At 73.2% G+C, this 18,429-nt stretch carries 16 protein-coding genes; 11 read left to right on the forward strand and 5 right to left on the reverse strand.

Annotation, left to right across the window (positions count from 1 at the left end; genetic code table 11):
• From murD to dnaJ, 8 genes are all read left to right on the forward strand, one after another.
• Positions 1–1,371 (forward strand): UDP-N-acetylmuramoyl-L-alanine--D-glutamate ligase, encoded by a 1,371-nt coding sequence (murD, locus tag WME76_RS04670; protein ID WP_437958999.1) that lies wholly within the window; start codon positions 1–3, stop codon positions 1,369–1,371.
• Entirely contained in the window at positions 1,371–2,690 is a 1,320-nt protein-coding gene (gene ftsW / locus WME76_RS04675; protein WP_437959000.1) for a putative lipid II flippase FtsW, read from the forward strand. The genes murD and ftsW overlap by 1 nt, the downstream gene beginning before the upstream one ends.
• Positions 2,687–3,901, forward strand: a complete 1,215-nt coding sequence (murG, locus tag WME76_RS04680; RefSeq protein WP_437959001.1) for an undecaprenyldiphospho-muramoylpentapeptide beta-N-acetylglucosaminyltransferase — start codon at positions 2,687–2,689, stop codon at positions 3,899–3,901. Before ftsW ends, murG begins: the two co-directional genes overlap by 4 nt.
• Positions 3,901–5,313, forward strand: a complete 1,413-nt coding sequence (gene murC, locus WME76_RS04685; RefSeq protein ID WP_437959002.1) for a UDP-N-acetylmuramate--L-alanine ligase — start codon at positions 3,901–3,903, stop codon at positions 5,311–5,313. The genes murG and murC overlap by 1 nt, the downstream gene beginning before the upstream one ends.
• Positions 5,310–6,332: a cell division protein FtsQ/DivIB gene (locus WME76_RS04690; RefSeq protein ID WP_437959003.1), complete on the forward strand. Its 1,023-nt coding sequence runs from the start codon at positions 5,310–5,312 to the stop codon at positions 6,330–6,332. The genes murC and WME76_RS04690 overlap by 4 nt, the downstream gene beginning before the upstream one ends.
• 141 nt (positions 6,333–6,473) lie before the next feature.
• Positions 6,474–7,793 carry a cell division protein FtsA gene (gene ftsA, locus WME76_RS04695; protein WP_437959004.1) on the forward strand — a complete coding sequence of 440 codons (1,320 nt, stop codon included), beginning with the start codon at positions 6,474–6,476 and terminating at the stop codon, positions 7,791–7,793.
• A 244-nt stretch (positions 7,794–8,037) separates the two neighbouring features.
• Positions 8,038–9,300 carry a cell division protein FtsZ gene (gene ftsZ / locus WME76_RS04700; RefSeq protein ID WP_437289676.1) on the forward strand — a complete coding sequence of 421 codons (1,263 nt, stop codon included), beginning with the start codon at positions 8,038–8,040 and terminating at the stop codon, positions 9,298–9,300.
• A 153-nt stretch (positions 9,301–9,453) separates the two neighbouring features.
• Positions 9,454–10,539 carry a molecular chaperone DnaJ gene (gene dnaJ / locus WME76_RS04705; RefSeq protein ID WP_437959005.1) on the forward strand — a complete coding sequence of 362 codons (1,086 nt, stop codon included), beginning with the start codon at positions 9,454–9,456 and terminating at the stop codon, positions 10,537–10,539.
• Between the two features lie 143 nt (positions 10,540–10,682).
• Here dnaJ and WME76_RS04710 read toward each other — a convergent pair whose 3' ends face one another.
• The 5 genes from WME76_RS04710 to WME76_RS04730 form a co-directional block, all read right to left on the reverse strand.
• Positions 10,683–11,849, reverse strand: coding sequence for a PrsW family intramembrane metalloprotease (locus WME76_RS04710; protein ID WP_437959006.1), 1,167 nt, complete (start codon positions 11,847–11,849; stop codon positions 10,683–10,685).
• 40 nt (positions 11,850–11,889) lie between these two features.
• Positions 11,890–12,765, reverse strand: coding sequence for a hypothetical protein (locus WME76_RS04715; RefSeq protein ID WP_437959007.1), 876 nt, complete (start codon positions 12,763–12,765; stop codon positions 11,890–11,892).
• A complete protein-coding gene (locus WME76_RS04720; protein ID WP_437959008.1) occupies positions 12,762–13,001 on the reverse strand; it encodes a DNA gyrase inhibitor YacG in 240 nt (79 codons plus the stop codon). Before WME76_RS04720 ends, WME76_RS04715 begins: the two co-directional genes overlap by 4 nt.
• 82 nt (positions 13,002–13,083) lie before the next feature.
• On the reverse strand, positions 13,084–14,496 hold the full coding sequence (locus WME76_RS04725; protein ID WP_437959009.1) for a trypsin-like peptidase domain-containing protein: 1,413 nt from the start codon (positions 14,494–14,496) through the stop codon (positions 13,084–13,086).
• A gap of 120 nt (positions 14,497–14,616) precedes the next feature.
• The gene (locus tag WME76_RS04730; protein ID WP_437959010.1) at positions 14,617–15,561 is read right to left on the reverse strand and encodes a hypothetical protein; all 945 of its coding nucleotides are present in this window, start codon (positions 15,559–15,561) and stop codon (positions 14,617–14,619) included.
• Positions 15,562–15,686: 125 nt separating this feature from the next.
• Between WME76_RS04730 and tsaB the strand changes: the two genes are divergently transcribed.
• The 3 genes from tsaB to WME76_RS04745 all read left to right on the forward strand — a co-directional run bounded on the left by tsaB (position 15,687) and on the right by WME76_RS04745 (position 18,402).
• Positions 15,687–16,505, forward strand: a complete 819-nt coding sequence (gene tsaB / locus WME76_RS04735; RefSeq protein WP_437959011.1) for a tRNA (adenosine(37)-N6)-threonylcarbamoyltransferase complex dimerization subunit type 1 TsaB — start codon at positions 15,687–15,689, stop codon at positions 16,503–16,505.
• A complete protein-coding gene (locus tag WME76_RS04740) occupies positions 16,502–17,329 on the forward strand; it encodes a Crp/Fnr family transcriptional regulator (protein WP_437959012.1) in 828 nt (275 codons plus the stop codon). The genes tsaB and WME76_RS04740 overlap by 4 nt, the downstream gene beginning before the upstream one ends.
• A 233-nt stretch (positions 17,330–17,562) precedes the next feature.
• The gene (locus WME76_RS04745; RefSeq protein WP_437959013.1) at positions 17,563–18,402 is read left to right on the forward strand and encodes a tetratricopeptide repeat protein; all 840 of its coding nucleotides are present in this window, start codon (positions 17,563–17,565) and stop codon (positions 18,400–18,402) included.
• The last annotated feature ends 27 nt before the right edge of the window (positions 18,403–18,429 follow it).

An 18,429-nucleotide genomic window follows, 5' to 3' on the forward strand; every position in this document is an offset into this window, starting at 1 on the left:
ATGATGGACGTCCGCGGGCGAACAGTGATCGTCGTCGGTCTCGGCCGGAGCGGTGTCGCGGCCGCGCGCCTCCTGATGGAGCGCGGCGCGCGCGTCATCGCGAACGACGGCGCGCCGCGCGAGCGGCTCTCCGCAGCGGCTGCGTCGCTCGAGGCGGAGGGCGTCGTGCTCGCGCCGGGCGGGCACGACCCGGCGCTGTTCGAGGGCGCCGATCTCGTGGTGGTCTCGCCGGGCGTGCCGTCGTTCCCCGCGCTCGACGCCGTCGAGCGCTCCGGGCGCGAGGTCATCGGCGAGCTCGAGCTCGCGTCGCGCTTCGTGTCGGCGCCCATCGTGCTAGTCGGGGGGACCAACGGCAAGAGCACGACGACGGCGCTCACGGGCGCGATGCTCGAGCGCGCCGGCCTCCGCACCTTCGTCGGCGGCAACTTCGGGACCCCGCTCGCCGAGGTCGTGGGCGAGGCGTGGGATGTCCTCGTCCTGGAGATCTCGAGCTTCCAGGCGGAGCGCGTCCCGACGCTGCACGCCCGCGCGCATGCCCTGCTGAACATCACCGACGATCACCTCGACCGCTACCCGAGCTTCGCGGCGTACGCGGACGCGAAGGGCAACCCGTTCGTGCGCATGACGCCGGAGGACGTCGCGGTCGTCCCGCTCGGCGACGAGCTCGTGGCGCGGCAGGCGGCGCGGGGGCGCGCCCGTGTCGTGACGTTCAGCGCGAGCGACCCCCGCGCCGACGTGGCCGTGGCGGGCGGCGCGATCGTCGATCGCGTCGCGGGCGCGAGCTACCCGCTGGAGCGCGTCCGGCTCACGGGCGCGCACAACCTCGCGAACGCCTGCGCCTCGGTGGCGCTGGCCGCCGGGCTCGGCGCTCCCGCCGAGGCGATCGCGGAGGCGCTCGCGCGGTTCGAGGGGCTCGAGCACCGGACCGCGCTCGTCGCCGACGTCGACGGCGTCCGCTACTACGACGACTCCAAGGGGACGAACGTCGGCGCCTCCGTCGCCGCGCTCTCCGGCCTGCGCGAGCAGAAGGCCGTCCTGATCGCGGGTGGGCGCGACAAGCTCGGCGACTACGCGCCGCTCGTGGTGGCGCTGCGCGACCGGGGCCGCGCGCTCGTCGTGCTCGGCGAGGCCGCGGAGCGCATCGCGGCCGCGGCGAGCGGCGTCCTGCCGATCGCGCGGGCGAGCTCGATGGACGAGGCGGTGCTCGCCGCGCGCTCGCTCGCGCAGCCCGGCGACGCGGTGCTGCTCAGCCCCGCGTGCTCCAGCTTCGACATGTTCCGCGACTACAAGGACCGCGGCGACGCCTTCGTCCGCGCGGTCCGCGAGCTCCAGAGGTCGACCGGCGGGGTCGCCGGGGAGGTGGCGTCGTGATGTCGTGGCGCGGAGGGTTCGGCGCGCGCGCCGATGCACCCAGGAACCGGCACATCGGTCCCCCGGAGCAGGAAAAGGCCGAGCCGGGCGGGGTCGCGGCGGCGGCCGAGGCGTTCTGGAAGGTGCGATCGAGCCCCTCGGGCCCGGTCGACGCCCTCCTCGCGGCGGTCGTCACGGCGCTCATCGGCTTCGGCGTGGTGATGGTCTACAGCGCGAGCGCGGTCGAGGCGACGGTCCGCTACAAGGACGCCCAGTTCTTCCTCAAGCGCCAGGCCGCCTACGCCGTCCTCTCGATCGCCACGATGTGGATCACGAGCCGCATCGATTACCGGCGGCTCAAGGTCCTCACGTACCCGGTGCTCATCACCGTGACGGGGATGCTCGTCGCGTGCGTGGCGGGCCTCGGCCACAGGGCGGGCAACGCCTACCGGTGGATCGCGCTCGGCCCGGTCCACGTGCAGCCGGCCGAGATGGCGAAGCTCGGTATCGTGCTCTGGCTCGCGTACTCGCTCTCCAAGAAGGCCGATCGCATCAAGTCGTTCTCGGTCGGCTTCCTCCCGCACCTCATCGTGGTCGGGCTCCTGATGCTCCTCTGCCTCAAGCAGCCCGACTTCGGCAGCGCCGTCGTGCTGCTCTTCCTGACCTTCACGCTGCTGTTCGTCGCGGGCGCGCGCGTCCCGTACATCGCCGCGTTCTCCATGCTGCTGGCGCTCGCCGGCGCCGCGCTCGTGCGCTTCAGCGGCTACCGCTACGCGCGCTACCTCGCGTGGATCGACATGGACAACAACCGCGCCGACCTCGCCTACCAGCCGTTCCAGTCGGTCATGAGCTTCGGCTCCGGCGGCGTGTTCGGCCTGGGCCTCGGGCGTGGGCTGCAGGTGCTCTACCTGCCGGAGGCGCACACCGACTTCGTGTCCGCGATCGTCGGCGAGGAGCTCGGCTTCGTCGGCATCGTCGGCCTCTGCGCGGCGTACCTCGTCATCGTCTCGCGCGGCGTGAAGATCGCCCTCGAGGCCGCCGACGACTACGGCAGCTTCATGGCCTTCGGCATCGCGACGCTCTTCGGCGTGCAGGCGATGACGAACCTCGCGGTCGCGATGGCGATCCTCCCGACGAAGGGGCTCACGCTGCCGTTCCTCAGCTACGGCGGCTCGTCGCTGCTCGTGAACGCCGCGGCCGCGGGCATCCTGCTGAGCATCAGCCGATCGCGGACCGTGGTCGCTCCCGATCCGAGGGGCGAGGGGCGAGGGGCGCCCGTCCCGCACGCGCCGAGCGCGTCGGCCCTGGTGGCCGCGTCGGCCGAGGAGGGCGGCGCGTGACGACCGTGCTGATCGCAGGAGGCGGCACTGGCGGCCATGTCTTCCCGATGGTCGCGGTGGGCGACGCCGTCCGCGCCGCCGCGCCCGAGGCGCGCGTGGTCTACGTCGGCACCGCGCGCGGCATCGAGGTGCGCGTGATGGGCGAGCGCGGCGACGACCTCGAGCTGCTCCACGTCCTGCCGCTCCGCGGGGGTGGGCTCTCCGGCTTCGTGCGCGGCGCTGCCCGCGCGGGCCGCGTCCTCCCGGAGGCGAGGCGGCTGGTCGAGCGGCTCGACGCCCGCGTGGTGCTCTCGCTCGGAGGCTACGCCGGCGGCCCGGTGTCCCTCGCGGCGCGCTCGCTCGGCGTGCCGGTCGCGATCCTGGAGCCGAACAGCGTCCTCGGGCTGTCGAACCGGCTCCTCTCGCCCCTCGTCGATCGGGCGTACGTCGCGTTCCCGGAGGCGGGGCGCGCGCTGCGCCCGAGCACGGTGCGCCTCTTCGGCGTCCCGCTCCGGCGCGCGTTCGCCCGCGCGCCGTACGCTCCGCGCGAGGGCAGGCTCAGCCTGCTCGTGCTCGGCGGCAGCCAGGGCGCGCTGGCGCTGAACGACGTCGTGCCTCGCGCCATCGCGCAGGGACGCGAGCGCGGCCTCGATCTCGTCGTGGTGCACCAGACGGGCAGGGATCGCGAGCCCGCCGTGCGGTCGCTCTACGCCGAGCTCGGCCTCTCCGAACACGCTCGCGTCGTCCCGTTCATCGATGACGTGGCGGAGGCGCTCGCGGCGGCCGACGTGGTGATCGCCCGCGCGGGCGCGTCGACGCTCGCCGAGCTCTGCGCCGTGGGCCGCCCCTCAATCCTGATTCCGTACCCGTTCGCGGCCGACGATCACCAGATGAAGAACGCGCAGTCCCTCGAGCGGGCTTCCGCCGCGGTGGCCATCGCCCAGGCCGACGCCACCGAGGCGCGCATCGCGGGCGAGCTCGCCCGCCTCGCGGCGGCCCCGGCGCTCCGCGCCCGCATGGCGGACGCCGCGGCGGCGTTCGGCACGCCGGACGCCGCCGCGCGCGTCGCCGCCGATCTGCTCGAGCTCGCGCGCGCTCCGCGCCACCGCGCGCTGCGCTTCCCCATCGGCGGCGCTCGCGCGAAGCGCGCAGCAGAGGAGGCGCCGCGTCGCGCCGCGATGAGAGGGGCCGCGCCGCCGGGCGCTCCCCTCGGCTGGGAGGAGGCAGGCTGATGTTCCGCGGTCGCGTTCGCCACGTCCATTTCGTCGGCGTCGGGGGCGTCGGGATGAGCGGCCTCGCCGAGATCTTGCGCTCGCTCGAGTTCGAGGTCTCCGGCTCGGACCTCAAGGAGAGCTCGACGACGCGGCGGCTCACGTCGCTCGGCGTCCGGATCGACATCGGCCACCGCGCCGAGAACGTCCGCGGCGTGGACGTCGTCGTCTACTCGAGCGCCATCCGGCCCGACAATCCCGAGCTCACCGAGGCGCGCGCGCTCGGGATCCCGGCGATCGGGCGCGCGGAGATGCTCGCCGAGCTGATGCGCGTGAAATACGGCGTCGCGATCGCGGGCTCGCACGGCAAGACCACCACGACCTCCCTGGTCGCCACGGTCCTGCGCGCCGCCGGCCTCGATCCCACCGTCGTCGTCGGCGGCAAGATGGCGGCCCTCGGCACGAACGCCCGGCTCGGCGCCGGCGATCTGCTCGTCGCCGAGGCCGACGAGAGCGACGGATCGTTCCTGCGGCTCACGCCGACGATCGCGGTGGTCACCAACATCGATCCCGAGCACCTCGATCACTACGGGACGCACGAGCGCATCAAGGACGCCTTCGTCGAGTTCGCCGCGCGCGTCCCGTTCTACGGGCTCGCCGTGCTCTGCCTCGACCACCCGCACGTCCAGGACCTGCTCCCGCGCATCCCGCGCCGCCACGTGACCTACGGCGTCTCGCCGCAGTCCGACTACTCCGCGCGCGGCATCCAGTTCCGCGGCCTCGAGACGAGCTTCAACGCCTACCGCCGGGGCGAGCCGCTCGGCGGCTTCACGGTGAGGATGCCCGGCGCGCACAACGTCCTGAACTGCCTCGCCACGATCGCGGTGGCGGACGAGCTCGAGGTCCCGCTCGACGTCACGAAGCAGGCGCTGGCCACGTTCGGCGGCGTCGCGCGCCGCTTCACCGTCGTCGGCTCGATCGGCGGCATCACGCTGGTCGACGATTACGGCCATCACCCGGCCGAGATCCGCGCCACCGTCGACGCCGCCAGGCGCGCGTTCCCCGGCGAGGATCACCGGATCGTCGTGGCGTTCCAGCCGCACCGCCATACCCGCACGCGCGATCTCTTCGACGAGTTCACGCGCGCCTTCAATCAGGCCGACGTGCTGCTCGTCACCGACATCTACGCGGCGGGCGAGCCGCCGATCCCCGGCGTCACCGCCGAGCGCCTCGTCCAGTCGATCCGCGAGCACGGCCACCACGACGCGCGCTTCGTCGCGGACAAGGCCGACCTCCCCGAGGCGCTCGAGCAGATCGTGCGGCCGGGCGACGTGGTCATCGCGCTCGGCGCGGGCGACGTGAACGCGTGCGTGCGGGATCTCAAGGCGCGGCTCGAGGCCAAGGGGCTGCCGCCCGAGGAGGGCAGCTCATGACCGAGCGCCCCAGCGCCCCGCCGCCGCCGAACCGCCGCCGCGCGTCGTCGCCGTCCGCCGCGGCGCCGCCCAACCGCGCGGCGCCCGCGCGCGCTTCGAAGCCGGAGCCCGTGGCCGCGGCGCCGGCGCCGAAGAACGAGCGCGTGCGCGCGACGACCCCGCCGCACGAGTCGCCTGCCCCGCCCGCGACGAGCGTCTCGGTGCGCCCCCCGCGCCCGCCTGGCAAGGGCGGCTCGCCGGGGGCGGCGCGCTCCGCGCGGCCGCTGTCGCGCCATTTCCGCGCGCTGCAGCTCCTCGCCGGCGCCGCCGTCGTGCTCGTCGCCTCGACCGCGGTCGCGTGGGGCGCGCGTCGCTACATCGTGTCGAGCCCGCGCTTCGCCGTCCGCACGGTGCTCGTCGACGGCGTCCAGCGCCGCACGGCCGAGCAGGTGGCGAGCTCCGGCGGCATCGAGGTGGGCAAGAACATCTTCACGCTCGATCTCGAGCTCGCCAGCGCCTCGATCGCCGCCGATCCCTGGATCGAGAAGGCGACCGTCACCCGCACGCTCCCCTCGACCGTCCACGTCAACGTGGTCGAGCGGGACGCGCAGGCCCTGGTCGCGATCGGCGGCGACCTTTACCTCGCGACGCGCGACGGCGAGCTCTTCAAGGAGCTCGCCGAGGACGATCCGGTCGACCTCCCCGTCGTCACGGGGATCACCGGCGAGCAGGTGGCGCGGGATCGCGCCGGCGTCGTCATCGCGGTCCGGCGCCTGCTCGACGTGGTCGAGGACATGGCGCGCGCCGGCGTCGCCCGCCGCTACCCGATCCAGGAGCTCCACATCGAACGGGACGGGTCGGTGGTCGTCACCATCGGCAAGGAGGGGATCGCGCTCCACCTCGGGCAGCCGCCCTACCGCGACAAGGTCGGCCAGGCGTCGCGGGTGCTCACCGAGCTCGCCCAGCGGAAGGCGAGCGCGTCGGTCATCTTCCTGGACAACGACGCGCACCCCGAGCGCGTCGTGGTGAGGATGAAATGAGCGCCGCCGCCCTCGTCACCGTCGCCGGCGTTCGCCGAGCAAAACTTGGCCGGTTCCGCTGGCTCATGGCAGCGTCGTGCCCGCCTGACACGCGCAGGGGGCTCGTCCCCGCATGAGGTGGTGCACGCAATGAAGAGCCGGATGGAGACTTCTGAGATCGTCGTCGGCCTGGACATCGGGACGACCAAGGTCTCGGCGGTCGTGGGCGAGATCGACGCTGATGGGATCACCATCCTCGGGGTGGGCAACGTCCCGTGCCGCGGCCTGCGAAAGGGCGTGGTGAGCAACATCGACTGGACGGTGCGCTCCATCGCCGAGGCCATCGAGGCCGCGCAGACGATGGCCGGCGTCGAGATCCGCACCGTCTACGCCGGCGTCGCTGGCAGCCACATCCGCTGCCAGCAGTCGGACGGCGTCGCCGCGGTCTCGGGCGGCGAGGTCACGCGGGTGGACGTCGAGCGCGTCCTCGAGGGCGCGCGGGCGATCCCCGTCGACGCCGATCGTCAGATCCTCCACGTCCTGCCGCGCGAGTTCACGGTCGACAACCAGGACGGCATCCGCGACCCGGTCGGCATGAGCGGCGTCCGTCTCGGCGTGAAGGTGAACCTGATCACCGCCGCGACCTCGTGCGTGCAGAACGTCGTCCGCTGCGCGGAGCGCTGCGGCCTCACCGTGGCCGACGTGGTACTCGAGCCGCTCGCCAGCGCCGAGGCGGTGCTCTCGGAGGACGAGAAGGAGATCGGCGTCGCCATCATCGACATCGGCGGCGGCACGACCGACCTGCTTCTTTACGTCGACGGCGGCATCGCGCACGCCAGCGTGATCCCGGCGGGCGGCAACAACGTGACCGCGGACATCGCCGCCGGGCTGCGCACGCCGATGGGCGAGGCCGAGCGCCTGAAGCGCAACGCCGGCTGCGCCCTCGGCCGCATGGTCGGCGACGAGGAGGAGATCGAGGTCCCCGGCGTCGGCGGGCACATGCCGCGCAAGGCGGCGCGCCGCGTCCTGTCGGACATCATCGAGCCGCGCGTCGAGGAGATCTTCGCGGTCATCCGCAAGCGGATCGAGGACACCGGGATGCTCGAGCAGCTCTCGGCCGGCGCGGTGCTCACCGGCGGCGGCGTCCTCATGGAGGGCATGACGGAGTTCGCCGAGGAGATCCTAGGGATGCCGGTGCGCCTCGGTGTACCGGTCGGCGTGCGTGGCATCACGCAGCTCGTGGCCGGCCCGCAGTACGCGACCGGCGTGGGCCTCGTGCAGTACGGCGCCAACGCGCTCGCGCAGGCGCGCGCGCTCACGCCGGTGGCGCTCGACGTCGGCCACATCGGTCACGCTGGGCGCGGCGAGGGCCGCCGCGAGAAGGTCCGTGAGCGCGAGTCGCGCCGAGAAATCGTCGAAGAAATGCCGATTGAAAAGAGGTCGAGCGGGAGGTTCTGGAACTGGCTCCGAGCTGCATTCTAGGCATGACGTAGCAAGAGAAAGTTGTTAGAGAATTGGGTTTGAGAGGGTCGAAGAGCGCACCGGCGATCCCTCTTGAAGACGAAGTCAAGAGGGTTTGAAAAACGGCGTTCACAGGGGAAGAGGCGCCCCTCTGAGCACCGTCCGGAGCGAGGACGTCCTCGCGCATTAGGGTTCCGTGCCGCTCGACCTTCGCGGGGGTCGGCGCCGGGCCGAGCGGCTAGCTGTACATCCCCGGGAGGAGTTCATGAGTTTCTCCATCGAGTTTGCCGACGAACACACCGGGTACGACGCCCGGATCAAGGTCATCGGTTGTGGCGGTTCTGGCGGCAATGCAGTCAACACGATGATCAACTTCGGCCTCGAGGGCGTGGAGTTCATCGTCGTCAACACGGACGCCCAGGCGCTGGGCGCGAGCCTCGCTCCGACCAAGCTCCACATCGGGGCGAGCGTCACGCGCGGTCTCGGCGCCGGCGCCGATCCCGAGAAGGGGCGCAAGGCGGCGCTCGAGGACGTGACCCGCGTGAAGGAGTGCATCCAGGGCGCGGACATGGTGTTCGTCACCGCGGGGATGGGCGGCGGCACCGGCACGGGCGCCGCGCCGGTCATCGCGCAGCTCGCGCGCGAGGAGGGCTGCCTCACCGTCGGCGTCGTGACGAAGCCGTTCTTCTTCGAGGGCAAGCAGCGCTCGCGCCGCGCCGAGCTCGGCCTGGCGATGCTCGCGGAGCACGTCGACACGCTCATCACGATCCCGAACCAGAAGCTCCTCTCGCTGGGCGACGAGGACCTCTCGTTCGTCGAGGCGTTCCGCAAGGCGGACGAGGTCCTCTATCAGGCGATCAAGGGCATCAGCGATCTCATCACGCAGAACGGGATCGTGAACGTCGACTTCGCGGACGTGAAGACGGTCATGTCGAACATGGGCCGCGCGCTCATGGGCACCGGCTGCGCGAAGGGGCAGGGCCGCGCCCGCCTCGCCGCGGAGATGGCCGTCAGCTCGCCGCTGCTCGACGACATCTCGGTCGAGGGCGCGACGGGCGTGCTCATCAATATCGTCGGCGGACCCGACATGCGGATGCGCGAGATCGAGGAGGCCGCGACGCTCGTGCAGGAGCAGGCGCACGAGGACGCGAACATCATCTTCGGCGCGACGATCGACGAGAACATGGGCGAGATGATCAAGGTCACGGTCATCGCGACCGGCTTCGATCACCTCGTCGCCGAGGTCCCCCACCAGCTCGCGAGCGCCGCGCAGCCCCGCGCGACCGCGCACTCGATCGGCGCGTCGCTCGCCGCCGCGGCCGGCCCGATGTCGGCGCGCTCCGCCCCGAGCGCTCCTCCCATGACGCAGCGCCAGCCGCACCGTCATGAAGAGGTCGCGTACCCGACCACCCGCCGGCCCGCGCCGCAGGTCCAGTCGGCAGGCGGCGGCCCGCGCGATCGCGCGAGCTTCGTCCCCCCGCTCGACTCCGACTGGGACACGCCCGCGTTCCAGCGCCGGGGCCAGTAGCAGCGTCTCGGCCCGCACGGAAGACCTCGCGAAGCCACGGCCCATCCTGGGCGTTCACGCTGTATTGCGCGTTGACAGGCGCGGGCGAGGACTTATGGTCAGCCGGCGCCTATGCCCCCTGTCGGGCAGGATCGACGCGGCGGTCCACCATTCATGAGTGAAAAGCGCGACTTCTACGAAGTTCTTGGCCTCGCGCGAGACGCGACGCCTGACGACATTCGCAAGGCCTATCGTCAGGCTGCGTTGAAGTACCACCCGGACCGAAACCCCGGTGATGCGTCGGCGGAGTCGCGCTTCAAGGAGGCCACCGAGGCGTACCAGGTCCTCTCCGACGAGGAGAAGCGCCGGCGGTATGATCAGTTCGGGCACGCCGGGCTCGAGGGGATGGGCGCCGGGGTCGACAGCGACATCTTCTCTCACTTCCAGGACATCTTCTCGGAGTTCTTCGGCGGCTTCGGCGGCGGGCAGCGCCGGCGGCGCGGCCCGGCGCGCGGCCAGGACATCCGGGTTCAGCAGCGGCTCTCGCTGCGCGACGCCCTGCTCGGCTGCAAGCGGGAGGTCGTCCTTCGCACGCCGGTCGCGTGCGAGGAGTGCTCCGGCTCGGGCGCGAAGCCGGGGACGAAGCGCAAGCCGTGCGGCACGTGCGGCGGCGCCGGTCAGGTCTCGACCTCGCGCGGCTTCGTGATGTTCACCCAGACCTGCCCCGAGTGCTCGGGTGAGGGGTCGGTCATCAAGACGCCGTGCGCCGCCTGCAAGGGGTTCGGCGCGGTCGAGAAGACGCGGAAGGTCGTTGTCAACTTCCCGGCCGGCATCGACGGCGGCCAGCGGCTGCGGGTGCCCGGCCAGGGGATGCCGGGCGCCCAGGGCGCGCCGCCTGGTGATCTGTACGTCGACGTCGATCTCGCCGCCGACGAGCGCTTCGAGCGCGACGGCCTCGACCTCATCACGCGAGCGCCCGTCTCCTTCGTCGACGCGGCGCTCGGCAGCACGGTGAAGATCGACCTGCCGGACGACACGGCGGTCGACGTCGAGATCCCGGCGGGCGTGCAGCCTGGCGAGGTGATCTCGGTGAAGGGCAAGGGGGCGCCCCGGATCGATGGCCGCGGTCGCGGCGCGCTCCAGGTGATCGTCCAGGTCGAGGTGCCGAGGAACCTCTCGCCCGCGGCGCAGGAGCTGCTCCGCAGGTTCCAGGACGAGGTCGCGAAGCACCAGCCCGCGGCAAAGGCGGCGACGGCGTAGCGATCGCCGGGCTCGGGACGAGGTCCAGCACCGGCGAGAACAGGGGCCGCGCGCATCACGCCGCGTGGCGCGGAGCGTCCAGCTGGTGCGCCGCGGCGCGGCGTCGGGTGACCGGCGCGCTGAGCGCGTCGTGCCGATCGCGCTCAGCGCGTGGTGCCGATCCAGGCGCCCGCGCACGCGAGGCTGAAGGCGATGGGGGCGAGCGCGGTCGCGAACACGACGGCGACGGGCGCGGCGAGGCCGAGCAGCACCAGCGAGCCCAGGATGGCGAGCGCCGCGGAGGCGGCCGGCTCCAGGACGCTGCCCGTCGAGGAGGCTCGGGCGACGAGGTAGCCGGCAACAGGGAATGCCGTGATCGCCGCCGCGACGAGCAGCAGGAGCGGCGCTGCCGCGGCGGTCGAGGCGTCCCCCCGATCCACCGCGGCGAAATCGACGCCGAAGCGATGGCCGAGCGCGACGGCGAGGGCGAGCGCGGTGGTCATCACCCCGACCGTGACGAGCGCGCCGAAGGCGATCCAGCTCAGCATCAGCGGCCGCTCGGTGCGCCGCAGCGCCTCGCGCATCGTGCCGAGCGACGGCGGCGAGAGGTGCGGGAGGAAGCGGCGCTCCCGCCGCTGCGAGCTGTGCGGTGACGCGCTCCGGCGGAGCAGATCGCGCGCGGCCAGGAACGTCACGAAGCCGATGCCGAGGAGGATCGGCGCCGCGATGAAGAGCGCGACCGGCCGGCACGCGAAGACGATGTAGTCGTAGGCGCCGTTGAGCAGCATCGCGGCGAGCCACGCCGCGTTGAAGCGGCGGCCTCCCAGCGGCCGCTTGCGCTCGCGACCGAGCGCGTAACCCCAGAGCGACGCGAAGAAGAGGTGCGCCGGCACGGCGAGCGCGGCCCGCACGACGTCGATCGACGACAGCGGCCGGCCCCAGAGGTACACGGCGTTGTGGGCCGACACGAACCCTAGCGCCGCGGCGGCGGCGTAGACCAGCCCGTCGAACGGCTCGTCGACGGTGCGCAGCCGGGCCATCGGCGCGACCGCCGCCACCTTGAGCCCCTGCTCCAGCGGCGCCACGACCACGAAGAGGTAGATCAGCGTGACGGCGTCGAGCGTGCCGGCGGCCTTGTCGAGCCCTTGCCAGCGCTGGAGGAAGCCCTCGAGCAGCAGCGCTGGCACGAACGCGATCGCGCCGAGCAGCGCGGTCCCCACCACGAACCGGCGCCTGCCATAGAGCCGCTGGGTCCCGAGGAGGAGCGCGGCCAGTCCTCCGAGCGGCGCGGCGACGGTGGCGAGCCAGATGAGCGCGTCGACTGCGGTCATGGGCGGGAGGGCAGGGGAGGCGACGCTCGCTCGGCGGCCGCTAGAAGTGGAGCCCGGCGACCGCGGTCAGGGCGAGCGCCGAGCCGACGCTCGAGCCCTCGGCCGCGAGCAGATCGGCCTTGGCCTGCTGGGGCGTGGTGGCGGCTTCGCTCCTGATGCGATCGATCTGCGCGGAGGTGAGCCCCGGCCTGGTGAGCGCCAGGAGCTCCCAGCTCGCGTTCGCGCCGATCGAGAAGACCGGCGACAGGTACACGTCGAGCCCGCCGGAGATCCTCCCGTAGAAGCCGCGGATCGCGATGGCGTCGGCCGCGCCGCGCACCGCGCTCTTGAAGCTGCCGAGGCCCGCGTACCCGAAGCCCAGGTCGACGTGCGGATCGAGCCTGCCGAGCGGCAGGTGCATGCCGACCTCGCCGCCGGCGCTGAAGAGCTGCCAGTCGTTGAAGAGCCCGACCCGCCCGCGCGCGCCCAGCGTGAAGTAGAGGAGCCGGACGCCGACCCCGGCCCCGATGACCCCGCCGTTCGCCGCGCTCGAGATGAACCCGGCCGTGAACTCGTCCTCGTCGATGTTGAACGTCTGGAGGCCGACGTTCTCGTAGCCTCCCTCGAAGTTCAACCAGACGATCTCGAGACCGCGCCCCGAGTCCTCTTCCTTCGCCTCGTCGAGGCGCCGCGCCGTGCCGCCGTCGGGCGGCACGGGCTCCGGCTCGAGCGTCGTCATCGGGGGAGGCGGCGCCAGCCCTCCGGCTTGCATCGACGGGTCGTAGGGGTTCGGCTGGGCAGGCGCGGCGCCGGGGGTCGAGGCGGCGCCGTAGGGCGTCGTCCCCGGGGCCGGCTGGCCCTGTTGCGCCGCGGCGAGGGACGCCGTGGTGGCTGCCGTGAGAACCGTGAGGAGACAAAGCGCGCGGCGAGCGATCATTCGTCCTCTTCCTGAATGTTCCCGTCGAGCCCGTCCATCCGTCCCCTCGACTCCAGGAGCTCGGCATCCTCTGACGAGGAGACGGGTGGGCCAGGCACCCGGTAGCTGCCCTCGAGCCAGCGGCCGAGGTCCACCAGCTTGCACTGCGGCGAGCAGAACGGAAAGGCCGGGTTCTCGGGCCTGGGCCCCGCCGACTTGCGGCAAATCGGGCACCTTGCGCCTGCCGAAGCTCCCATGCGGCGTAACGTAGCAGCGTCCATCGCGGGCATGTAGCCCGCGCTCGGCGCGCCGAGCCGAGCGCGTGGGAGCGACGTTCGCTCAGCGCGCCGGGACAGCGACGTACCGGGCCGATCCGTTGCGCCGCACCCGGAACAGCAGGTCCTGGCGCCCCGCGGCGCGCAGGCGCTCGGCCAGATCGGCGCCGCCGCGCACCGGCACGCCGTTCAGGTCGAGCACCACGTCGCCCACATCGAGGTGGCCCGCCGCCGGGCTCTGCGGCGCGATCGACTCGATGCGCGCTCCTTCCGGCGCGTCGCTCGCGAGCACGCCGAGCGGCGGCTGTTCGGCGTCCCTCTCCGCGCCATCGCCTCGCAAGAGCGGCCTCGGACGCTCTTGTGCTGCCGATCGCTCGAGCCTCACGGTGGCCCGCCGATCGGCGCCGCCGCGCTTGTACGTGAGCTTCACCTCGTCTCCGGGCTTCGAGCGGCGGAGCGCGCGCGCGAGCTCGCGCGCGTGCTCGACCCGGCGCCCCTCGAGCGAGGTGATCACGTCGCCGGGCTGGAAGCCCAGCCGCGACCCGGGGCTCTCCGGCTCGACCTCCGTGATCAGCGCGCCCATCCGGCCTGGCAGCCGGAGCACCCGCGCGAGCGGCGAGCTCACCTCCTGGAAGGTGATCCCGATGCGCCCGCGGTCCACGCGGCCCGTCTCGCGCAGCTCGGGGAGGATCTCCACGACCTCGTCGATCGGCAGGGCGAAGCTGATGCCGCGGCCGTCGGCGTGGATCGCGGTCGCGATGCCGATCACCTGCCCCGCCGCGTTGAAGAGCGGCCCGCCGCTGTTCCCCGGGTTGATGGCGGCGTCCGTCTGGAGGAAGCCGTCGAGGCTCCCCGTGCCCATCGGCCTCGAGGTCGCGCTGATGATGCCCCGGGTCACCGTCGGCCCGAGCCCGAACGGGTTGCCGAGGACGATGACGTCGTCGCCGGGCCGGACCGGAGCGCTCGATCCGAGCGACGCGACGCTCAGCGACTCCGCCCCGAGCAGCTTCAGCAGCGCCACGTCGAGCGTCGGATCCCGCCCGACCACGCTCGCCTCGAAGGCGCGTTCATCTGAGAGCTGCACCTCGATGGCGAGCGCGTCGCCGATCACGTGATCGCTCGTCAGCACGAGCCCCTCCGCGGCGATCACGAGCCCGGATCCGATCGCCCGCTCCACCCGCGACGCCCCGCCCCGGAAGGGAAACCTCGGGGTCGCGCGCCCGTCCGGCAGCGAGGAGACGCGCAGGGTGGCGACCGTCACCACCACGGGCCGCACCTGCTCGATCAGCGCGGGCAGGGTCGGCGCGGCTGCCGCGGCCAGCGGCGCCTCCGCGCGGAGGATCGAGCACGGCGCGCTCGCCTCGCGGTGTGGCGCTGCAGGCGGTGAGAGCGCGGCCGCCCGGTCGCCACAGGCGGCGAGCGGTGCGGCCCCGAGGAACCCGACACACGCCCATGCGGCAGCGCGGAGCCGTCCCACGCGCCGGACGTAGAGCCTCGATGCGCGACCGCAAGGAGCGCCAGGACCCGCGCTGGAAGGCGCCTCGCGGGCGGGCGGGTGACACGACGGTCCGCCTGCACGGCGCGGGGCGCCGGGCGATCAGCCGGGCGGCGCGCGTCGCGCGACCTCCGTGCGCACCACCAGGACGACGACCTCCACGACGCGGCCGCCGGACTGGGCGAACGACGCCTTGCCGCGGCCGCCTTCGAAGCGCCACGCCAGATCGGCCGGAGCGCCCGTCTCCCCGTCTTCCGCCCCGGCGCGGATGACGGCGCTGACCTCCAGGGTCTGCTTCCCCGCCGTCACGGCCCCGCGCGCCACGGCGAACGTCCCGCTCCCGAGCAACGCGATCGTCCGCTTCGCCAGGTTGCCGAGGTGCCGAGCGAGCGGCTCTTCCCCCTCTGGACGCCACGACGCGATGTGCCCGGCGTCGTCGATGTCGATCACGATGCGCGCCTTGCCGGCGCTGCCCAGCGGCAGCGTCGCCCAGATCGGATCCGCCTGGCATGCAGGCGGAATGGCCCTCGTGAAGGCGCGCCCGAGGCTGCGCACCGCGCTGCTGCCGGCTGCCCCGAAATCGCCCTCGCCGCCCTCGCCCGCGCCAGGGCTCGTCCGCACGGTCGTGGAGCGCGACGGGGCGCCGGCCTGCTCGTCGGCCGCGCGCGCTTCGCGCTTTTCTTCGCGCCGGGGCGCCGCTCTGGGCCGCGGCGCTGCCTGGCTACGCGGCGCGGCGGTCGCGGGCGGCGCCGGCTCGCGGTCGGCTTCTGCGCGGCGCTCCGCGGACGGCTGGGCGGCATCGGCCGGAGCGCGCGTGGCCGGGGCGCCGTCCGGCCGGCTGGGGTTGTCGACCGGACGCGAGGAATCGCCGCTGCCTGGCAGGGCGGCGGTGGTCCCCGTCCAGATGTCGATGGGATCGCGCTCCTCCGGCGGCGACGCGGGCGGGGCCGCTGCCTCTCTCCGCGACAGCCCCGCGGACTCCCATGCGCCCAGGTGGACGAGCGCCGAGACGAGGAGCGCCGGCAGCATCGCTCGTTGATCGCGCATCGGCTCGCACTCCGCCCTCGGGTTACACGAAGGGGCCGCGGCCCCGTTCATTTCGCTGAAGCTCGTTGCCCGTGGCTCGAGGTTCTGCCAGACAGCACCGCGGCTGCAACGTTCCCGAGCGCGCCTTGAAGCTCCTCGCCCTCTCGACCTCGACCCCGCGCGGCAGCGCGGCGCTCCTCGACGCCGCGGACCTGGACGGCCCGGCCTCGACCGCCGCGCCCCCGAGCGGCGGTTCCTCCGCCGGCCTCGCGTCGGCGCCGGACGCAGGCGCGCGCGTGCTCGCGGCGACGACCTACGCCGAGCTGCACGGGCACGCAGAGCGCATCTTCGGGGCCATCGACGAGGTGCTCGCCGCCGCGGGCGTGCCGGCCGCGGCCGTGGGAGCGCTCGGTTGCGACGTGGGGCCCGGCTCGTTCACCGGGGTCCGGGTGGCGGTCGCGGCGGCCAAGGGCGTGGCGCTCGCGCTGGACGTCCCGACGGCCGGCGTCACCTCGCTCGAGGCGATGGCCGCCGCCGCCTTCGCCGCAGGCGCGGCGAGCCCCGGGGATCTGCTGGTCCCGTTGATCGACGCCAAGAAGGGAGAGGTCTTCCTCGCCGCGTTCGACCGGCCCTCGGCGCCGCCCGAGGGCCCGCCGCGTCACCTGCCTCGCGACGCGGCCTTCGACGCCATCGCCGCGCTCGCCGCCGGGCGCCGGATCGTCGTCGTCGGCGCGGTCGCCGAGGAGATCGAGGCGCTCCGGCCGCTCGCCGCCCGCGGCGAGGCGCTGGATTTTCCCGACGCGGTCTGGATCGGGCGCATCGCGATCGGTCGGCTCCGGACCGCCGCCGCGGGCGGCGAGCGCGGGCGAGCGGTCACCGAGCACGATGCGGCGCTCCTCGAGCCGCTCTACGTGCGCGCGCCGGACGCGAAGCCAGCCGAGCTGGGATACACTCCGCCCCGATGACCAGCTCGCCTGAAGGGGACGGCGTCGCACCCGACGCGGAGCGCGAGGCCTCCAGCGACGCGGAGCCCGCCGCGGCCGCGGACGCCGCGCGCTCTCCCGACGTCGCCGGAGCGCCCGAGGAGCCCGACGACGTCGCTGGCCGCGCCGAGCCGGCCGAGTCGGTGCCAGATCCCGAGCGGCTCCGTGCCCGGTTCGGCCGCCCCTTCGAGGCGGGCGACGTCATCTTCCGCGAGGGCGAGCCCGGGACGGAGGCGTACCTCCTCGAGGAGGGGCGGGTCCGCCTCATCAAGAAGGTCCGCGGCGCCGAGCGCAGCCTGATGGTCCTCAAGCCGGGCGATCTGTTCGGCGAGTCCGCGCTCCTCGGCGGCGCTGCGCGCTGGTCGACGGCGATCGCGCTGTCCCGCGGCGTCGCGCTCGCGCTCGACCAGGGCACGCTGCAGAACCTCGTCGAGCGCAACCCGGCCGTCGCCCTGCGCATCATCAAGCAGCTCGTGGGTCGGCTCCGCGACGCGGAGGACCAGATCGAGATCATGATGCTCACCGACACGCAGTCGAAGGTGGTGAACGCGCTGCTCAAGCTCGCGCAGCAGTCGCGCGCCGCGAGCGGCTCCTCCTCGAACGGCGCCTCGTTCGCGATCTCGCCGATGGAGCTCTCGACCCGCGTCGGCCTCGACGTCGACACCGTGAAGCGCGCCGTGCAGCAGCTCCGCGAGGGGCAGTACCTGCGCGTCGCCGACGAGCGCCTCGAGATCCCCGACATCGACGCGCTGCGGAGGTTGTTCAGCCTCCTTGGACTCAAGGACGAGATCCGCGGCGAACAGTGACGAGCGGGAGCCCCCTTGCTCTCCATCCTAGGCCGACCTGATGCTTGCGGGAAGCCGAATCGAGATCCCGAGAACGCGCTGCGTCTTCAGGGCGGATTCGCGGGTTGACGTGACCAGCGGCCTGGTTTACTCAGGGGTCCCCGCAGGGCAGGTGACATCCCGTCCTGACGTGTTGCCGCGCTGCGGCATTGCTCAGCAGCGGACTCCAATCGCACATGACATCGCAGCGACACATGACAGCAGCGACCCGCGCGGGGTGCATCCGCGGCGCGGCTGTTGTCCTGTCGCTCGGGTCTCTGCTGCCGTTCGCGTCGCTCTCGCTCGCCGCGTGCGGCGGCGCGCAGCCTGCGGCGCAGGCGAGCGAGGCGCGATCGGTCGCGGAGTACGATCTCGCGCGCGACGCCTTCCAGCACGGCCGGCTGCGCGAGGCGCTGGGCCACATCGAGGAGGCGCTCTCGCTCGACGAGGACAACGCGGAGGCGGCCTATCTCGGTGCGGTGATCCTGCTCGGCTTCTGCGCGAGCGACGCGCGCTCGAGCGACTGCCGCTTCGACAGCGCCGAGAAGATGGCGCGGCGTGCCCTCGAGGCGAACCCGGAGATGCGGGACGCGAAGAACACGCTCGGGGTCGTCCTCGTGCATCAGGGGCGCTACGACGAGGCGATCGCGGTGCTCAGGCCGCTCACCGAGGATATCCTCTACGCCTCGCCGGAGAAGTCGTGGGGTAACCTGGGCTGGGCGTACCTGCTCAAGGGCAGCAACGACGAGGCGATCGACGCGCTCCGCCGCGCCGTCGCCGCGCAGCCCCTCTTCTGCGTGGGGCAGTACCGCCTCGGCCTCGCCTACGAGAAGCGAGGCGAGCTCGATCTCGCGCGCGAGGCGTTCACCAGGGCGGTCGAGACCGACCAGCCGGAGTGCAAGCGGCTTCAGGACGCGTTCGATGCGCGCGCCCGCGTCGCCGAGAAGAGAGGGCTCCTGGACGAAGCGCGCGCCGACCTCGAGCGGTGCCGCGAGATCGCCGCGACGACGCCGGTCGGGCAGCGCTGCGCTGCACAGTTACAGACGTTGCAATAGGCTCGCGGCGCCTCTCCCTCCGAGAGG

It is taken from the genome of Sorangium sp. So ce119, assembly GCF_051524405.1.
Taxonomy (GTDB): domain Bacteria; phylum Myxococcota_A; class Polyangia; order Polyangiales; family Polyangiaceae; genus Sorangium; species Sorangium cellulosum_G.